Source organism: Bradyrhizobium sp. USDA 4510 (assembly GCF_054059095.1).
This window is the reverse complement of the sequence record NZ_JBSSBT010000001.1, coordinates 7,838,722-7,854,381: the sequence shown is the minus strand read 5'-3', so window position 1 is coordinate 7,854,381 and position 15,660 is coordinate 7,838,722. Positions and strand designations below refer to the sequence as shown.

Genomic DNA, 15,660 nt, shown 5'->3' with positions numbered 1-15,660 from the left:
AAGGCGATGAAATTCCGGCGGATTTTTTAGTTGCGCGAACTTTGGTATATGGTATGCCAGTCTCAAGGCTGACGTAAAAGGTCGCCGCACGAGGGTTTGGGAGCGTCTTTCCATGAATATCCATGAATACCAGGCCAAGGCTTTGCTGCATGAATTCGGCGTGCCGATCTCGCGCGGCGTGCCGGTGCTGAAGCCGGAAGAGGCCGACGCGGCGGCCAAGCAGCTGCCCGGCCCGATCTGGGTGGTGAAGAGCCAGATCCATGCCGGCGGCCGCGGCAAGGGCAAGTTCAAGGAAGCATCGGCCGGCGACAAGGGCGGCGTCCGCATCGCCAAATCGGCCGCCGAGGTCGCCGAATTCGCCAAGCAGATGCTCGGCGCGACGCTGGTCACGGTGCAGACCGGTCCGCACGGCAAGCAGGTCAATCGCCTCTACATCGAGGAAGGCTCCGACATCGACAAGGAGTTCTACCTCTCGATCCTGGTCAATCGCGAGACCTCCGAAATTTCCTTTGTGGTGTCGACCGAAGGCGGCGTGAATATCGAAGAGGTCGCGCATTCGACCCCGGAAAAGATCGTCTCGTTCTCGGTCGATCCCGCGACCGGCATCATGCCGCATCACGGCCGCACGGTTGCCAAGGCGCTGAAGCTGACCGGCGATCTCGCCAAGCAGGCCGAGAAGCTGACCGGCCAGCTCTATGCCGCCTTCGCCGCCAAGGACATGGCGATGCTCGAGATCAATCCGCTCGTCGTCACCAAGCAGGGCCAGCTTCGCGTGCTCGACGCCAAGGTGTCGTTCGACAGCAACGCACTCTATCGTCATCCGGACGTGGTCGCGCTGCGCGACGAGACCGAGGAAGACGCCAAGGAGATCGAGGCGTCGAAATACGACCTCAACTACGTCGCGCTCGATGGCACGATCGGCTGCATGGTCAACGGCGCCGGCCTTGCCATGGCGACCATGGACATCATCAAGCTGTACGGCATGGAGCCGGCGAACTTCCTCGACGTCGGCGGCGGCGCCAGCGTGGAGAAGGTCGCGGCCGCGTTCAAGATCATCACCGCCGATCCGAACGTGAAGGGCATCCTGGTCAACATTTTCGGCGGCATCATGAAGTGCGACGTGATCGCCGAGGGCGTGGTCGCCGCGGTGAAGCAGGTCGGCCTCAAGGTTCCGCTGGTGGTGCGCCTCGAAGGCACCAATGTCGAGCAGGGCAAGAAGATCATCCGCGAGAGCGGCCTCAACGTCCTGCCCGCCGACAACCTCGATGACGCTGCACAGAAGATCGTGAAAGCCGTCAAGGGAGGCTAACGATGGCCGATCATCTCGACGCTCCGACACCGCTGGACGAACACCGCAAGCTCGCGGCGTTTGCGGGCGAGTGGAGCGGCGAAGAGATGGTCTATCCGTCGCGCTGGACCGCGGGCGGTCCGGCCACCTCGCAGGTCGTTGCGCGCATCGCGCTCAACGGCTTCTACCTGATCCAGGACAGCGTGCAGACCCGCGACGGCAAGGAGAGCTTCGCCACCCACGGCGTGTTCACCTACGACCGCGACGATCGGGCCTACAAATTGTTCTGGCACGACTCGCTCGGCTACTACCCGCCGTCACCGGCGTCCGGTAGATGGGCGGGCAAGTCGCTGATCCTGGTGCGCGGCTCGCTGCGCGGCAATGCCCGTCACGTCTACGAGGTCGTCGACGACAACACCTACAACATGAAAATCCAGTTCTCGCCTGACGCGGAAGGGTGGGCCGACGTGCTCACCGGCGTGTACCGGCGTATTCACTGAGCATGATCCTGAAAAGTGGTCTCCGGTTTTCCGACAAGATCATGCTCAAACCATAGAGTCCCATCACCGATCGTCTCGCGAAAGCATCTCGAACCATGTCCATTCTGATCGACAAGAACACCAAGGTCATCTGCCAGGGCTTCACCGGCAAGAACGGCACGTTCCATTCGGAAGCGGCGATCGCTTACGGCACTAAGATGGTCGGCGGCGTGGCGCCGGGCAAAGGCGGCTCGACCCATCTCAACCTGCCGGTGTTCGACACCGTCGCCGAAGCGCGCGAGAAGACCGGCGCCGACGCCAGCGTGGTCTATGTCCCGCCGCCGGGCGCAGCCGACGCGATCTGCGAGGCGATCGACGCGGAAATCCCGCTGATCGTCTGCATCACCGAGGGCATCCCGGTGCTCGACATGGTGCGTGTGAAGCGCTCGCTGTCGGGCTCGAAGTCGCGGCTGATCGGGCCGAACTGCCCCGGCGTGATGACCGCCGGCGAATGCAAGATCGGCATCATGCCGGCCAACATCTTCAAGCCCGGCTCGGTCGGCATCGTCTCCCGCTCCGGCACCCTGACCTATGAGGCGGTGTTCCAGACCACCCAGGAGGGTCTCGGCCAGACCACCGCGGTCGGCATCGGCGGCGACCCTGTCAAGGGCACCGAGTTCATCGACATGCTGGAGATGTTCCTGGCCGACGAGAAGACCAAGTCGATCGTGATGATCGGCGAAATCGGCGGCTCCGCCGAGGAAGACGCCGCCCAGTTCCTCAAGGATGAGGCCAAGCGCGGCCGCAAGAAGCCGATGGTCGGCTTCATTGCCGGTGTCACCGCACCTCCCGGCCGCCGCATGGGCCATGCCGGCGCGATCATCTCGGGCGGCAAGGGCGACGCCGGTTCCAAGACCGCGGCGATGGAAGCCGCCGGCATCAGGGTCTCGCCGTCGCCGGCGCGCCTCGGGCATACGCTCGCGGAAATGCTGAAGTAACCGCCGTCCGGCGAGTTCCCTTCGAGGTTTGGCGTGATTTGGGGCGGGTTCTCCTTGGGGAACCCGCTCTTTTATTGCGTTTTGGTGCCGGAATGCCGATCAATAAAAAATGAAAATAAATTCATTTCTTAGTTCTTTTAGGCAGGAATATCTGTCCTAGATAGGGTAAAGGGTATCAATCCAGCCGGCGCACTTCCAGACCGGCATCAGCGCCGTCTCCTACGCGCGAACCGAAAAAATCACCAGGACTGCCCATGTCTCGCCAAGACGCGAACGCCGCTTTTGCACTCTCATCATTCCTGCAGGGGACCAACGCCGCCTACATCGACGACCTCTACGCCCGCTACGAGCAGGACCCGTCGTCGGTCGACGCCGAGTGGCAGGATTTCTTCAAAAGCCTGAAGGACGCCCCGGCCGATGTCCAGAAGAACGCCGAGGGCGCCTCGTGGGGCCGCGACAACTGGCCGGTGACGCCGCGCGACGAGCTGACCTCGGCGCTCGACGGCAACTGGGCCCAGGTCGAGAAGGCGGTCGGCACCAAGCTCGCGGCCAAGGCGCAGGCCAAGGGCGCCGAACTGTCCGATGCCGACGTCCATCAGGCCACCCGCGATTCGGTTCGCGCACTGATGCTGATCCGCGCCTACCGCATGCGCGGCCATTTCCACGCCAAGCTCGATCCGCTCGGCATCGAGGCGCCGCGCGACCGCGAGGAGCTCGATCCGCGCTCCTACGGCTTCACCGAGGCGGACTTCGATCGCAAGATCTTCCTCGACCACGTGCTCGGCCTCGAATACGGCACGCTGCGCGAGATCGTGCAGATCTGCGAACGCACCTACTGCCAGACGCTCGGCGTCGAATTCATGCACATCTCGAACGCCGCGCAGAAGGCGTGGATCCAGGAGCGCATCGAGGGGCCGGACAAGGAGATCTCGTTCACGCCCGAGGGGCGCCGCGCGATCCTCAACAAGCTGATCGAGGCGGACGGCTTCGAGAAGTTCTGCGACACCAAGTTCACCGGCACCAAGCGCTTCGGCCTCGATGGCGGTGAATCGCTGATCCCGGCGCTCGAGCAGATCATCAAGCGCGGCGGCAATCTCGGCGTGAAGGAGATCGTGGTCGGCATGCCGCATCGCGGCCGCCTCAACGTGCTGACCCAGGTGATGGGCAAGCCGCACCGCGCGCTGTTCCATGAGTTCAAGGGTGGTTCGGCCAACCCCGACTCGGTCGAAGGCTCGGGCGACGTCAAGTATCACCTCGGCGCCTCCTCGGACCGCGAGTTCGACGGCAACAACATCCATCTGTCGCTGACCGCAAACCCGTCGCATCTCGAGATCGTCGATCCGGTCGTGATGGGCAAGGTGCGCGCCAAGCAGGACCAGCACGGCGATCCGCCGGATATGCGTATCTCCGTGCTGCCGCTGCTGATGCACGGCGACGCGGCATTCGCAGGCCAGGGCGTGGTGGCTGAATGCTTCAGCCTGTCCGACCTGAAGGGCTATCGCACCGGTGGCTCGCTGCATTTCATCGTCAACAACCAGATCGGCTTCACCACCTACCCGCGCTACTCGCGCTCGTCGCCCTATCCGTCCGACGTAGCGAAGATGATCGATGCGCCGATCTTCCACGTGAATGGCGACGATCCGGAGGCCGTGGTGTTCGCGGCCAAGGTCGCGATCGAGTTCCGGCAGAAATTCCACAAGCCGGTCGTCATCGACATGTTCTGCTACCGGCGCCACGGCCACAACGAGGGCGACGAGCCGGCCTTCACCCAGCCGGTGATGTACAAGAAGATCGCTTCTCACCCGTCAACGCTCGAGATCTACGCCAAGCGGCTGGTCGCTGACGGCGTGTTGACCGAGGGCGAGGTCGAGAAGGCCAAGGCCGACTGGCGCGCGCGGCTCGACGCCGAGCTTGAAGCCGGCGCCGGCTACAAGCCGAACAAGGCCGACTGGCTCGACGGCAAGTGGGCAGGCTTCAAGATCGCCGACCAGGAAGAGGACGCCCGCCGCGGAGTCACCGGCGTCGATGTCGCCGTTCTCAAGGATATCGGCCGCAAGATCACCAAGGTGCCGGACGGCTTCCGCGTCCACCGCACCATCCAGCGTTTCCTCGACAATCGCGCCAAGGCGATCGATAGCGGTGTCGGGATCGACTGGGCCACCGGCGAGGCCCTGGCATTCTGCACGCTGCTGCAGGAAGGTCATCATGTGCGACTGTCCGGCCAGGATTCCGAGCGCGGGACCTTCTCGCAGCGCCATTCAGTGCTGATCGACCAGGAGGACGAGAGCCGCTACACGCCGTTCAACCATCTCGGCGGCGAAGACACCGGCCACTACGAGGTCATCAACTCGCTGCTGTCGGAAGAGGCGGTGCTCGGCTTCGAATACGGCTACTCGCTGGCCGAGCCGAATGCGCTGGCGCTCTGGGAAGCGCAGTTCGGCGACTTCGCCAACGGCGCGCAGGTGGTGTTCGACCAGTTCATCTCCTCGGGCGAACGCAAGTGGCTGCGCATGTCGGGCCTCGTCTGCCTGCTGCCGCACGGCTACGAAGGGCAGGGACCGGAGCATTCCTCCGCGCGCCTCGAGCGTTACCTGCAGATGTGCGCCGAAGACAACATGCAGGTGGTCAATCCGACCACGCCGGCGAACTACTTCCACGTGCTGCGGCGCCAGCTGCATCGCGAGATCCGCAAGCCGCTGATCCTGATGACGCCGAAGTCGCTGCTGCGCCACAAGCGCGCGGTGTCGCAGCTCGAGGAGCTCGGCAAGAACGCCACGTTCCACCGCATTCTGTACGATGACGCGCAGATGCTGCCGGACGAGAAGATCAAGCTGGTGCCGGACGACAAGATTCGCCGCGTCGTGCTGTGCTCCGGCAAGGTCTACTACGATCTCTACGAGGAGCGTGAGAAGCGCGACATCGATGACATCTATCTGATGCGCGTCGAGCAGCTCTATCCGGTGCCGCTGAAGGCGCTGGTGCAGGAGCTCGGCCGCTTCAAGAACGCCGAAGTGGTCTGGTGCCAGGAAGAGCCGCGCAATATGGGCTCCTGGCACTTCATCGAGCCCTATCTGGAATGGGTGCTCAACCAGATCCACGCACCCAACAGGCGTCCGCGCTATGCCGGCCGTCCGGCATCGGCGGCAACCGCGACCGGCTTGATGTCGAAACATCTGGCGCAGCTCAAGGCGCTGCTCGACGACGCACTGAACTAACGACTTTCATTGAAGCCATGCCCCGCGAATGCGGGGCATCCGGTATCCCGCGTCATCCAGCAGAAGTGCTGTCGTCACGGAGTACCGGATCGCTCGCTTTGCGGGCGGTGGCGGACAAGTTTCACGACCGCAAATTTTGCGACCGCAGGGTTATCGAGGAAAAGACCATGACTGAAATTCGCGTTCCAACGCTCGGCGAATCCGTGACCGAGGCCACGATCGGCCGCTGGTTCAAGAAGGCCGGTGAAGCTGTCGCGGTGGACGAGCCGTTGGTGGAGCTGGAGACCGACAAGGTCACCATCGAGGTGCCCGCGCCGGTGGCCGGTACGCTCGGCGAGATCATCGCCAAGGACGGCGAGACGGTCGCCGTCGGCGCGCTGCTCGGACAGATCAATGACGGCGCCGCTCCGGCCGCCAAGCCGGCTGCTGCGGCTCCCGCCAAGGCCGCCGCACCGGCTGCCGCTGCTGCGCCGGCTGCTGCCGCTGCGCCGAAGGCGCCGCCGGCGGATGCGCCGCTGGCACCCTCGGTCCGCAAGCTGTCCGCTGAAAGCGGCATCGATGCGTCCACCGTTCCCGGCTCGGGCAAGGACGGCCGCGTGACCAAGGGCGACATGCTGGCCGCGATCGAGAAGGCCGCCTCGGCGCCGACCCCGGTCAACCAGCCGGCCGCCGCCGTGCAGGTTCGTGCGCCGTCGCCGGCGGACGACGCCGCGCGCGAGGAGCGCGTGAAGATGACCCGGCTGCGCCAGACCATCGCGCGCCGCCTCAAGGACGTGCAGAACACCGCCGCGATGCTGACGACCTTCAACGAGGTCGACATGACCGAGGTGATGAAGCTGCGGGCCCTCTACAAGGACACGTTCGAGAAGAAACACGGCTCGAAGCTCGGCTTCATGGGCTTCTTCACCAAGGCGGTCGTGCAGGGGCTAAAGGACATTCCGGCGGTCAACGCCGAAATCGACGGCTCTGACCTGATCTACAAGAACTACTATCACATCGGCGTTGCGGTCGGCACCGACCGCGGCCTCGTGGTGCCTGTGGTGCGCGACTGCGACCACAAGTCGATCGCCGACATCGAGAAGTCGATCGCCGACTACGGCCGCCGCGCCCGCGACGGCCAACTCAAGATCGACGAGATGCAGGGCGGCACCTTCACCATCACCAATGGCGGCATCTACGGTTCGCTGATGTCGACGCCGATCCTGAATGCGCCGCAGTCCGGCATCCTCGGCATGCACAAGATCCAGGAGCGGCCGATGGTGGTCGGCGGCAAGATCGAGGTGCGCCCGATGATGTATCTGGCGCTGTCCTATGATCACCGCGTCATCGACGGCAAGGAAGCGGTTACCTTCCTGGTGCGCGTCAAGGAGAGCCTGGAGGATCCGGCCCGCCTGGTGCTGGACCTCTAAGGTCGTATCGCGCGCGGCGTCCGATCGGCTCGGGCGCCGCGATCTGTTGGTTGCTCACATTTGGGGATCAAAGTGACGGATAAGGTCGTTGTCATCACCGGCGGCAGCCGCGGCATCGGCCGCGCCGCCGCGCTCGCTGCCGCCGCGCGCGGCTATCGCATCGTGGTCGGCTATGCATCCAACAAGACCGCGGCGGACGAGGTCGTCGCCGCGATCGAAGCCAGCAACGGCAAGGCGATCGCGGTGAAATGCGATGTCGGCAGCGAGCAGGACATCCTGGCGCTGTTCAAGGCGGCCGACGGCTTCGGCACGCTCGGCGCGCTCGTCAACAATGCCGGCATCGTCGGCAAGAGCGGCGTGCGTGTCGACGAGATGTCGGCCGAGCGTATCCAGCAGATGATGGCAGTGAATGTCACCGGCAGCATCCTGTGTGCGCGCGAGGCGGTGAAGCGCATGTCGACCAAGCACGGCGGCAAGGGCGGCGTCATCGTCAACCTGTCCTCGGTGGCGGCGAAGCTCGGTGCGCCCAACACCTATGTCGACTATGCCGCTTCCAAGGGCGCGATCGATTCCTTCACGATTGGCCTCGGCTACGAAGTCGCGAATGAGGGCATCCGCGTCGCCGGCATCCGGCCCGGACTGATCGACACCGACATCCACGCCGCGGGGGGCGAGCCCGATCGCGCGCACCGGCTTGCCCATATGGTGCCGATGAAGCGTGTCGGCACCGCCGATGAAATCGCCAACGCCATCGTCTGGCTGATCTCGGACGAGGCTTCCTATGTCACCAGCGCGATCCTCGACGTGTCGGGCGGTCGCTAGCACACGATCAAGAGCGGGCGGCGGTCTGCCGTCACGATCGCGCCCCGCGCAATTGTCACAGAGCTTAGCTACAGGACCTTCCATCATGGCTTCTTACGATCTCGTCGTCATCGGCACCGGCCCGGGCGGATATGTCTGCGCGATCCGCGCGGCGCAACTCGGCATGAAGGTCGCCGTCGTCGAGAAGGACGCGACGCTGGGCGGCACTTGCCTCAACGTCGGCTGCATGCCGTCGAAAGCGCTGTTGCACGCCTCCGAGATGTTCGAGGAAGCCGGGCACTCCTTCGCCAAGATGGGCGTCAGCGTCCCGGCGCCGAAGCTCGATCTGCCTGCGATGATGAACTTCAAGCAGCAGGGCATCGACGGCAACGTCAAGGGCGTCGAGTTCTTGATGAAGAAGAACAAGATCGACGTGCTCAAGGGGACCGGCAAGATCCTCGGTGCCGGCAAGGTCGAGGTCTCCGGCGACGGCAAGTCCGAGACCGTCGAGACCAGGAACATCGTGATCGCCACCGGCTCCGATATCGCCCGCCTGAAGGGTATCGACATCGACGAGAAGCGCATCGTGTCCTCGACTGGCGCGCTGTCGCTGGAGAAGGTGCCGGAGAAATTGCTGATCATCGGCGCGGGGGTGATCGGGCTCGAGCTTGGCTCGGTCTGGCGGCGTCTCGGTGCGGACGTCATGGTCGTGGAATTCCTCGACCGCATCCTGCCCGGCATGGACGGCGAGGTGGCAAAGCAATTTCAGCGCATGCTCGAGAAGCAGGGCTTCGTCTTCAAGCTCGGCGCCAAGGTCACCGCGGTCGATAGCTCCGGCAAGACGCTGCAGGCCAAGGTCGAGCCCGCCGCGGGTGGCGCTGCGGAAACCATCGAAGCCGACGTCGTGCTCGTCTGCATCGGCCGGGTGCCCTACACCGAGGGCCTCGGGCTGAAGGAAGCCGGCGTCGCGCTCGACAATCGCGGCCGCGTCGAGATCGACGCGCACTTCTCGACCAACGTGAAGGGTATTTATGCGATCGGCGACGTCGTGGCCGGGCCGATGCTCGCGCACAAGGCGGAAGACGAAGGCGTTGCCTGTGCGGAGATCATCGCGGGCCAGGCCGGCCACGTGAACTACGACGTCATTCCAGGTGTTGTGTATACCACGCCGGAAGTGTCGTCGGTCGGCAAGACCGAGGAAGAACTCAAGCAGGCCGGCGTCGCCTACACCGTCGGCAAATTCCCGTTCACGGCAAACGGCCGGTCCAAGGTCAATCAGACCACCGACGGCTTCGTGAAAATTCTCGCAGATGCGAAGACGGATCGGGTGCTTGGCGTCCACATTGTCGGCCGCGAAGCCGGCGAAATGATCCATGAAGCCTGCGTTCTGATGGAATTCGGCGGATCGGCCGAAGATCTGGCTCGCACCTGCCACGCGCACCCGACCCGTTCGGAGGCGATCAAGGAAGCCGCGCTTGCGGTGGGCAAGCGCGCCATCCATATGTGATGATCGAAAGTCCGGCGTCAGCCGGGTTGAGATCATAGCGATGCTGCGCCGCCTGCTTCAGCCGTTCTGGGTCCTGCTTGCGATCATCTTCCTGGTCGAGGCTTGGCTATGGGACCATCTCGAGCCGATCGTGGCGCGGGCGGTGGCGTGGATTCCGCTCCGCGCGCTCAAGCAATGGCTTGCCGACCGGGTCGATTCGCTGTCGCCGGCGATGACGCTGATCGTCTTCGTCGTGCCGGTCATCCCGCTGTTTCCGCTCAAGCTGATCGGGCTCTGGCTACTGGCGAACCAATATTGGTTCAGTGCGGTCTCGCTGATCCTGTTCGCCAAGTTCGTCGGCGTCGGCGTGACGGCCTTCCTGTTCGACGTGACGCGGCCGAAGCTGCTGGAGATGCCCTGGTTCGAGGCACTCTATAATTTCGTGATGGCGCTGCGGGCCAAGGCCACCGCGCTGGTCGACCCGATCAAGCGGCGCATTCGCGAGATGATCAGTGGCGACGGCGAGGGCTGGGCGGCGCGCACGCTGCGTGTGATCGCGCGCTTCCGCAAAAGCGTGCATCAGACCAGCAAGCCTCTCTAAGCAGGACTCTTCGGTCCGTCATCCTGAGGAGCCGCGCTCTGCGTGTCGTCTCGAAGGATCCCTATTCTCGTCATTGCGAGCGAAGCGAAGCAATCCATAAGTCGGCAGAACGGAAGGATGGATTGCTTCGTCGCTATCGCTCCTCGCAATGACGGCCATGAAAGCCTCACAGCCTCTCAGGATGACGGTTCGAAAGCGGCGCGCTGCGCTCAATGCAGATGCAGCAAGTGCGGCTGGAACAGGCCGAGCGCCGTCATCACGATGCCGGCAAGCGTCACCAGGCCGGAGACCCAGGCCAACGCGATGATGCCCGTGATGATGGTCGCCGATGCCAGCACGATGGCGATCTGGAAGGCGGCGGAGGCAAGCTCGAAATGATGATATTTCGCGGTGGCCTCGTCGCGCTCATGCTCGGCGTGCTTGGCGCGTTCGGAGAGCTGCTCCGAACCCTCGCCGGTTTCCGGCTCCGAGCGATAGCGCGCCGCGGTCTTCTGCCAATCGTCGATCTGCTTCTGCAGCGCGGCCCTGGCCGCCTCGTCGGTGGTGGTCGCGAGGTTCAGCTTGCCCTGTTCGGCCGCGGTCTGCACCGCGGTCCGGCGGATGCTCTTGGCCTGGAAGAAGGCCCACAGGTTGGAGGCCTCGACATTCTTGCTGATCGATTCGGTCTGGGCGCCCTTGCCGAGCGTTTCCGACAGCGCCAGGCACAGGGCGATCACGGCGATCAGGAGCGCGATCTTCTTGTTCTCGCCCGAGGCATGCTCGGCATGCTCCGCGTGCTCCATACTTTCATGTGCGCTCATGATTCCCCTCCGGATGAGACCGCGCCACGATTGCCGAATGCGGCGCACAAGGCAAGGGCCGAACGGTTTTGGGTAGCCGTATCAAGATGAACGGCGCATGACGGCGGGCCAAAGCCCGCGCTTTATTTTTTCAGAACCGAACGTTCAACCTCGGGGATGCGCGGAGCGATAGACTTCGAGCAGGCGGTCGCTGTCGATGCCGGTGTAGATTTGCGTGGTCGACAGCGATGCGTGGCCGAGCAATTCCTGGATCGCGCGCAGATCGCCGCCGCGGCTCAGCAGATGCGTGGCGAAGGAATGCCGCAGCGCATGCGGCGTTGCGCTGTCGGGGAGGCCGAGCGCGCCGCGCAGCCGCTCCATGGTGAGCTGGATGATGCGCGGGCTCAAGGGACCGCCGCGCGCGCCGACGAACATCGGCCCGGTCGGGCTGAGCTGATGCGGGCAGATCGCCGCATAGTCCGCGATCAATTGCAGCACGTTCTGCAGCACCGGCACCATGCGGGTCTTGTTGCCCTTGCCGGTCACCACGAGCACGTCGCCTTCGCCAGGTTTCGGCACGTCGCGGCGCTTCAGCCCCAGCGCCTCGGAGATGCGCAGGCCCGAACCATAGAGCAGCGCCATGACGGCGGCGTCACGCACCAGGATCCAGGTCTCGCGGGTTTCGTCCGCGCGCTCGTCGGCGTCGGCGAAGCGTTTCGCCGCTTCCATGTGAATCGGCTTCGGCAGGCTCTTCGCCACCTTGGGCGCGCGGATCGCCGAGAGCGCGCCGACCTTGCCCTTGCCCTCGCGTTCCAGGAATCGTCCGAACGAGCGCAGGCCCGCCAGCGCCCGCATCAGCGATCGCCCACCGATCTCCTCGGTTCGGCGCATCGCCATGAAGGCGCGCACGTCGCTCGCCTCGAGCGCGGCAAATGCCTTAAGCGTCACCCGCGCGCCCCAGTGCCCGGCCAGGAAGGCGAGGCATTGGCGCACGTCCCGGGCATAGGCCTCGAGCGTCTTCGGCGACAGCCGCCGCTCCGCACGCAGATGCGACAGCCAGCGCGTCATCTCCTGCGTGACCGATGCGTCGGCGCAATCGAGCTCGAGCGGCTGGATAGGCTGATCGGTCCGGGCCATGTCTGGGTTTTAAGTCCGTGTCTTAAGGGCTATTGGCGCTGCTCATCTCCTGATTATATCGCACTGCCTTCGTTTACCGTTCGCTAAGGCGCGAAGCGGTGGTAGAGCGTTTTCGAGCGAAGTGGACGCCTGTTCGCGTGAAGAAAACGCGTCAAAACAAGAAGCTGGAGATTTGGTTCTGATTCAATCAGAAACCAAATCTCTAGCCCGCTCGGGTTCAAGGTTTCTGATTCAATGGACCATACCACGCGCCCCGGCCCAGCCTCTGCATCGACGATACGTGTCGTCGACGTGCTGGTGCCTGTCGCGCTGAACCAGACCTATTCCTACCGCGTTCCGCGCGGCATGGAGCTTGCGCCGGGCGACGTGATCGGCGTTCCGCTCGGGCCGCGCGAGGTGGTTGCGGTGGTGTGGGCGGAAAATGCCAATCCGGATCCGCGGCTGCACAACCGGCTCAAGGACGTCAGCGAGAAGCTCGATGTTCCGCCGCTGAAGCCGGAGCTGCGCCAGCTGGTCGACTGGGTCTCCAATTACACTTTGTCGGCACGCGGCACAGTGCTGCGGATGACGCTGCGGATGGGCGAAAATCTCGGGCCGGAGCGGATGCGGCTCGGCGTGCGGCTGGTCGGCGAGCCGCCGCGGCGCCTGACGCCGGCGCGCCGGCGGGTGATCGAGGTGCTGTCGGACCGCTTGCTGCACGGCAAGTCGGAGGCGGCGCGGGAGGCCGGCGTCAGTTCCGGCGTGATCGACGGCCTGGTCGACGAAGGCACCCTGACGGTTGAGGCGATGCCGCCGCCGGCACCGCCGCCCGTTCCGGATCCCTCCTACGCGCAGCCGGATTTTTCGCGCGAGCAGCGCAGCGCCGTCGACGTGATGCGGACGCTGGCCGCGAGCGGCAGCTTTCACGTCGCGCTGCTCGACGGCGTCACCGGTTCCGGCAAGACCGAAGTCTATTTCGAGGCGATCGCCGAGAATATCCGCCGCGGCAAGCAGACGCTGATCCTGATGCCGGAGATCGCGCTGACCGGCCAGTTCCTCGACCGTTTCGCGCAGCGCTTCGGCGTGCGGCCGCTGGAGTGGCATTCGGAGCTGACGCCGCGCACGCGCGCGCGCAACTGGGCCGCGATCTCCGAGGGCAAGGCGCCGGTCGTGGTCGGCGCCCGCTCCGCGCTGTTCCTGCCCTATGCCGATCTCGGTCTCATCATCGTCGATGAGGAGCACGACCAGGCCTACAAACAGGACGACGGCGCGCATTATCACGCGCGCGACATGGCGGTGGTCCGCGCCCATATCGCAAAGATTCCGATCGTGCTGGCGTCGGCGACCCCGTCGGTCGAGAGCGAGGTCAATGCGCGCAAGGGGCGCTACCAGCGCGTGGCGCTGCCGTCGCGGTTCGGCGGCCAGCACATGCCGCATATCGAGGCGATCGACATGCGCCGCGCGCCGCCGCCGCGCGGCCGCTTCATTTCGCCGGTGCTGGCCGAGCAGATCGGCCATGCCATCGAGCGCCGCGAGCAGGCGCTGCTGTTCCTCAACCGCCGCGGCTATGCACCGCTGACGCTGTGCCGGGCCTGCGGCCACCGCTTCGCCTGCACCATCTGCGATGCATGGCTGGTCGATCACCGGTTCCGACAGCGGCTGGTCTGTCATCATTGCGGCTTCTCGATGCCGCGCCCGAATATCTGCCCGCATTGCGCGGCCGAGGAATCGCTGGTCGCGGTCGGGCCCGGCGTCGAGCGCCTGCAGGAGGAGGCCGCCCACATCTTCCCCGAGGCACGGACGATGGTGCTGTCGAGCGATCTCATCACCTCGATCGAGACCATGCGCAGCGAGCTCAACGAGATCGCCGAGGGCCGCGTCGACATCATCATCGGCACCCAGCTGGTGGCGAAGGGCCACAACTTCCCGCGGCTCAATCTGGTCGGCGTCATCGACGCCGATCTCGGCCTGAGCAATGGCGATCCGCGCGCCGCCGAGCGGACGTTCCAGCTGCTGAACCAGGTGGTCGGCCGCGCCGGCCGCGAGCAGGGCCGCGGCGTCGGCTTTCTGCAGACCCATCAGCCGGAGCATCCGGTGATCAAGGCCCTGATCGCCAATGACCGCGAGGCGTTCTATGCCAGCGAGATCGAGATTCGCGAGCGCACCGGCTACCCGCCGTTCGGTCGGCTGGCGAGCCTGATCGTCTCCGCCGGCGACCGTCCGACCGCGGAAGGCTTCGCCCGCAAGCTCGCCGCGGTGGCGCCGCTCGATGAGCGGATCCAGGTGCTCGGCCCCGCCGAGGCGCCGCTCGCCGTCATCAAGGGCCGCTATCGCTTCCGCCTGCTGGTGAAGTCGCTGCGCAATGTCGACCTGTCGCAATATCTGCGCGAATGGCTGGAATCCGGTCCCAAGACCAAGGGCAATCTGAAGCTCGAGGTCGACGTCGATCCGCAGAGCTTTTTGTAAGCAGCTTCAATCTTGACCGTCATTTGCGAGGAGCGAAAGCGACGAAGCAATCCATGTGTCCGCAAACGCGGTGAAATGGATTGCTTCGCTCCGCTCGCAATGACGGCGGCTGGCAGCACGTCCCGCAAAAGAAAAAGCCTGCCGTCATTTGCGACGGCAGGCCATTTTTTGGCGCGAAGCAGGCCTCGCGGCCGTTACGCAACGCAACGCTTACTGAAGGCGCTTACGAGACGACCTCAGCGGTGATGCGGCCGACGCCGGCACCGGTCAGGCCGATGGCGCGTGCTGCGCCGGTGGAGAGGTCGAGCACGCGGCCGCGGATGAACGGGCCACGATCGTTGATGGTGACGACGACGCTGCGGCCGCCATGGGTGACGCGGAGCCTGGTGCCGAACGGCAGCGAGCGGTGGGCCGCGGTCATGGCGTTCTGGTTGAAGCGCTGGCCGGAAGCGGTGCGGCTGCCCGACTCATTGCCGTAGAAGGAGGCCATCCCCGAGAACGAGTGGCCGCCGGACGGCTGGATCGATGCATTGGCGTCGCGCCAGGACGAGCCTTCGGCGCGGGCGTGGTGATGATGGTGGTGGCGATGATGGTGGTGCCGGGACTTCGCGGACGCCTCGGTCACGCTGCCCCCGACCAGAATAGTTGCGGCTACAAACGCAAGCGCCGTACGCGAGCGGGTTACGTTGCCCGCCGCCTTCTTGATATTCAGCATTGATAAGACCCTCAGACAGTATTGCCGCTAACGCGGCAAGTGGAACCCCCGTCCCTTCGTTGACCAAGGCCGTTTGGTTTCCCAATGAGGCACGAATTGGGCAGTAAATCCGGATTATCTCGTGCTGAAATATCTTGTTACCGCCTTGGGGTAGTCAATCGAGGTCCCGTAATCTTGCTGTTTAACCAATTTTTAACGATCAATATACTTGCCAATACTGATTATCGAGGCGACGGTAAGTTTTCGGTAAGTAATCGCTAAATGAAACCGCAGCCGGCCCGGAGTTCCCTGCGCGCTCGGCCATAGG

The 15,660-nt window shown here is 64.6% G+C and carries 12 protein-coding genes; 9 read left to right on the top strand and 3 right to left on the bottom strand.

Features of this window, described 5'->3' with window-relative positions:
* The first annotated feature begins 112 nt into the window (after positions 1–112).
* The 8 genes from sucC to ACVMDN_RS36435 all read left to right on the top strand — a co-directional run bounded on the left by sucC (position 113) and on the right by ACVMDN_RS36435 (position 10,277).
* A complete protein-coding gene (gene sucC / locus ACVMDN_RS36470; protein WP_057020926.1) occupies positions 113–1,309 on the top strand; it encodes an ADP-forming succinate--CoA ligase subunit beta in 1,197 nt (398 codons plus the stop codon).
* Positions 1,310–1,311: 2 nt separating this feature from the next.
* On the top strand, positions 1,312–1,788 hold the full coding sequence (locus ACVMDN_RS36465) for a DUF1579 family protein (protein WP_076834630.1): 477 nt from the start codon (positions 1,312–1,314) through the stop codon (positions 1,786–1,788).
* Between the two features lie 95 nt (positions 1,789–1,883).
* The gene (gene sucD, locus ACVMDN_RS36460) at positions 1,884–2,765 is read left to right on the top strand and encodes a succinate--CoA ligase subunit alpha (RefSeq protein ID WP_028340814.1); all 882 of its coding nucleotides are present in this window, start codon (positions 1,884–1,886) and stop codon (positions 2,763–2,765) included.
* Between the two features lie 254 nt (positions 2,766–3,019).
* Positions 3,020–5,980, top strand: a complete 2,961-nt coding sequence (locus tag ACVMDN_RS36455; RefSeq protein WP_076834628.1) for a 2-oxoglutarate dehydrogenase E1 component — start codon at positions 3,020–3,022, stop codon at positions 5,978–5,980.
* Between the two features lie 167 nt (positions 5,981–6,147).
* Positions 6,148–7,389 (top strand): 2-oxoglutarate dehydrogenase complex dihydrolipoyllysine-residue succinyltransferase, encoded by a 1,242-nt coding sequence (odhB, locus tag ACVMDN_RS36450; RefSeq protein ID WP_076834705.1) that lies wholly within the window; start codon positions 6,148–6,150, stop codon positions 7,387–7,389.
* A gap of 72 nt (positions 7,390–7,461) precedes the next feature.
* Positions 7,462–8,211: an SDR family oxidoreductase gene (locus ACVMDN_RS36445; protein ID WP_076834703.1), complete on the top strand. Its 750-nt coding sequence runs from the start codon at positions 7,462–7,464 to the stop codon at positions 8,209–8,211.
* An 85-nt stretch (positions 8,212–8,296) separates the two neighbouring features.
* Positions 8,297–9,697: a dihydrolipoyl dehydrogenase gene (gene lpdA, locus ACVMDN_RS36440; RefSeq protein WP_057020923.1), complete on the top strand. Its 1,401-nt coding sequence runs from the start codon at positions 8,297–8,299 to the stop codon at positions 9,695–9,697.
* Between the two features lie 40 nt (positions 9,698–9,737).
* On the top strand, positions 9,738–10,277 hold the full coding sequence (locus ACVMDN_RS36435) for a hypothetical protein (RefSeq protein ID WP_076834626.1): 540 nt from the start codon (positions 9,738–9,740) through the stop codon (positions 10,275–10,277).
* 209 nt (positions 10,278–10,486) lie between these two features.
* Here ACVMDN_RS36435 and ACVMDN_RS36430 read toward each other — a convergent pair whose 3' ends face one another.
* A complete protein-coding gene (locus ACVMDN_RS36430) occupies positions 10,487–11,077 on the bottom strand; it encodes a DUF4337 domain-containing protein (protein ID WP_028336314.1) in 591 nt (196 codons plus the stop codon).
* A 144-nt stretch (positions 11,078–11,221) separates the two neighbouring features.
* Positions 11,222–12,193 carry a tyrosine recombinase XerC gene (locus ACVMDN_RS36425; protein ID WP_076834624.1) on the bottom strand — a complete coding sequence of 324 codons (972 nt, stop codon included), beginning with the start codon at positions 12,191–12,193 and terminating at the stop codon, positions 11,222–11,224.
* Between the two features lie 234 nt (positions 12,194–12,427).
* Here ACVMDN_RS36425 and ACVMDN_RS36420 point away from each other — a divergent pair, with 234 nt between their 5' ends.
* Complete coding sequence (locus ACVMDN_RS36420; RefSeq protein ID WP_076834622.1) at positions 12,428–14,638, top strand: primosomal protein N'; 2,211 nt, start codon at positions 12,428–12,430, stop codon at positions 14,636–14,638.
* A gap of 223 nt (positions 14,639–14,861) precedes the next feature.
* On the opposite strand, the gene ACVMDN_RS36415 is transcribed toward ACVMDN_RS36420, so the two are convergent.
* Entirely contained in the window at positions 14,862–15,353 is a 492-nt protein-coding gene (locus ACVMDN_RS36415; protein ID WP_057020918.1) for a septal ring lytic transglycosylase RlpA family protein, read from the bottom strand.
* Positions 15,354–15,660 lie beyond the last annotated feature (307 nt).

Bases quoted from the DNA above. Each gene is read 5' to 3' on its own strand.
- sucC (WP_057020926.1), top strand. From the start codon at position 113: ATGAATATCCATGAATACCAGGCCAAGGCTTTGCTGCATGAATTCGGC.
- ACVMDN_RS36465 (WP_076834630.1), top strand. From the start codon at position 1,312: ATGGCCGATCATCTCGACGCTCCGACACCGCTGGACGAACACCGCAAG.
- sucD (WP_028340814.1), top strand. From the start codon at position 1,884: ATGTCCATTCTGATCGACAAGAACACCAAGGTCATCTGCCAGGGCTTC.
- ACVMDN_RS36455 (WP_076834628.1), top strand. From the start codon at position 3,020: ATGTCTCGCCAAGACGCGAACGCCGCTTTTGCACTCTCATCATTCCTG.
- odhB (WP_076834705.1), top strand. From the start codon at position 6,148: ATGACTGAAATTCGCGTTCCAACGCTCGGCGAATCCGTGACCGAGGCC.
- lpdA (WP_057020923.1), top strand. From the start codon at position 8,297: ATGGCTTCTTACGATCTCGTCGTCATCGGCACCGGCCCGGGCGGATAT.
- ACVMDN_RS36435 (WP_076834626.1), top strand. From the start codon at position 9,738: ATGCTGCGCCGCCTGCTTCAGCCGTTCTGGGTCCTGCTTGCGATCATC.
- ACVMDN_RS36430 (WP_028336314.1), bottom strand. From the start codon at position 11,077: ATGAGCGCACATGAAAGTATGGAGCACGCGGAGCATGCCGAGCATGCC.
- ACVMDN_RS36425 (WP_076834624.1), bottom strand. From the start codon at position 12,193: ATGGCCCGGACCGATCAGCCTATCCAGCCGCTCGAGCTCGATTGCGCC.
- ACVMDN_RS36420 (WP_076834622.1), top strand. From the start codon at position 12,428: ATGGACCATACCACGCGCCCCGGCCCAGCCTCTGCATCGACGATACGT.
- ACVMDN_RS36415 (WP_057020918.1), bottom strand. From the start codon at position 15,353: ATGCTGAATATCAAGAAGGCGGCGGGCAACGTAACCCGCTCGCGTACG.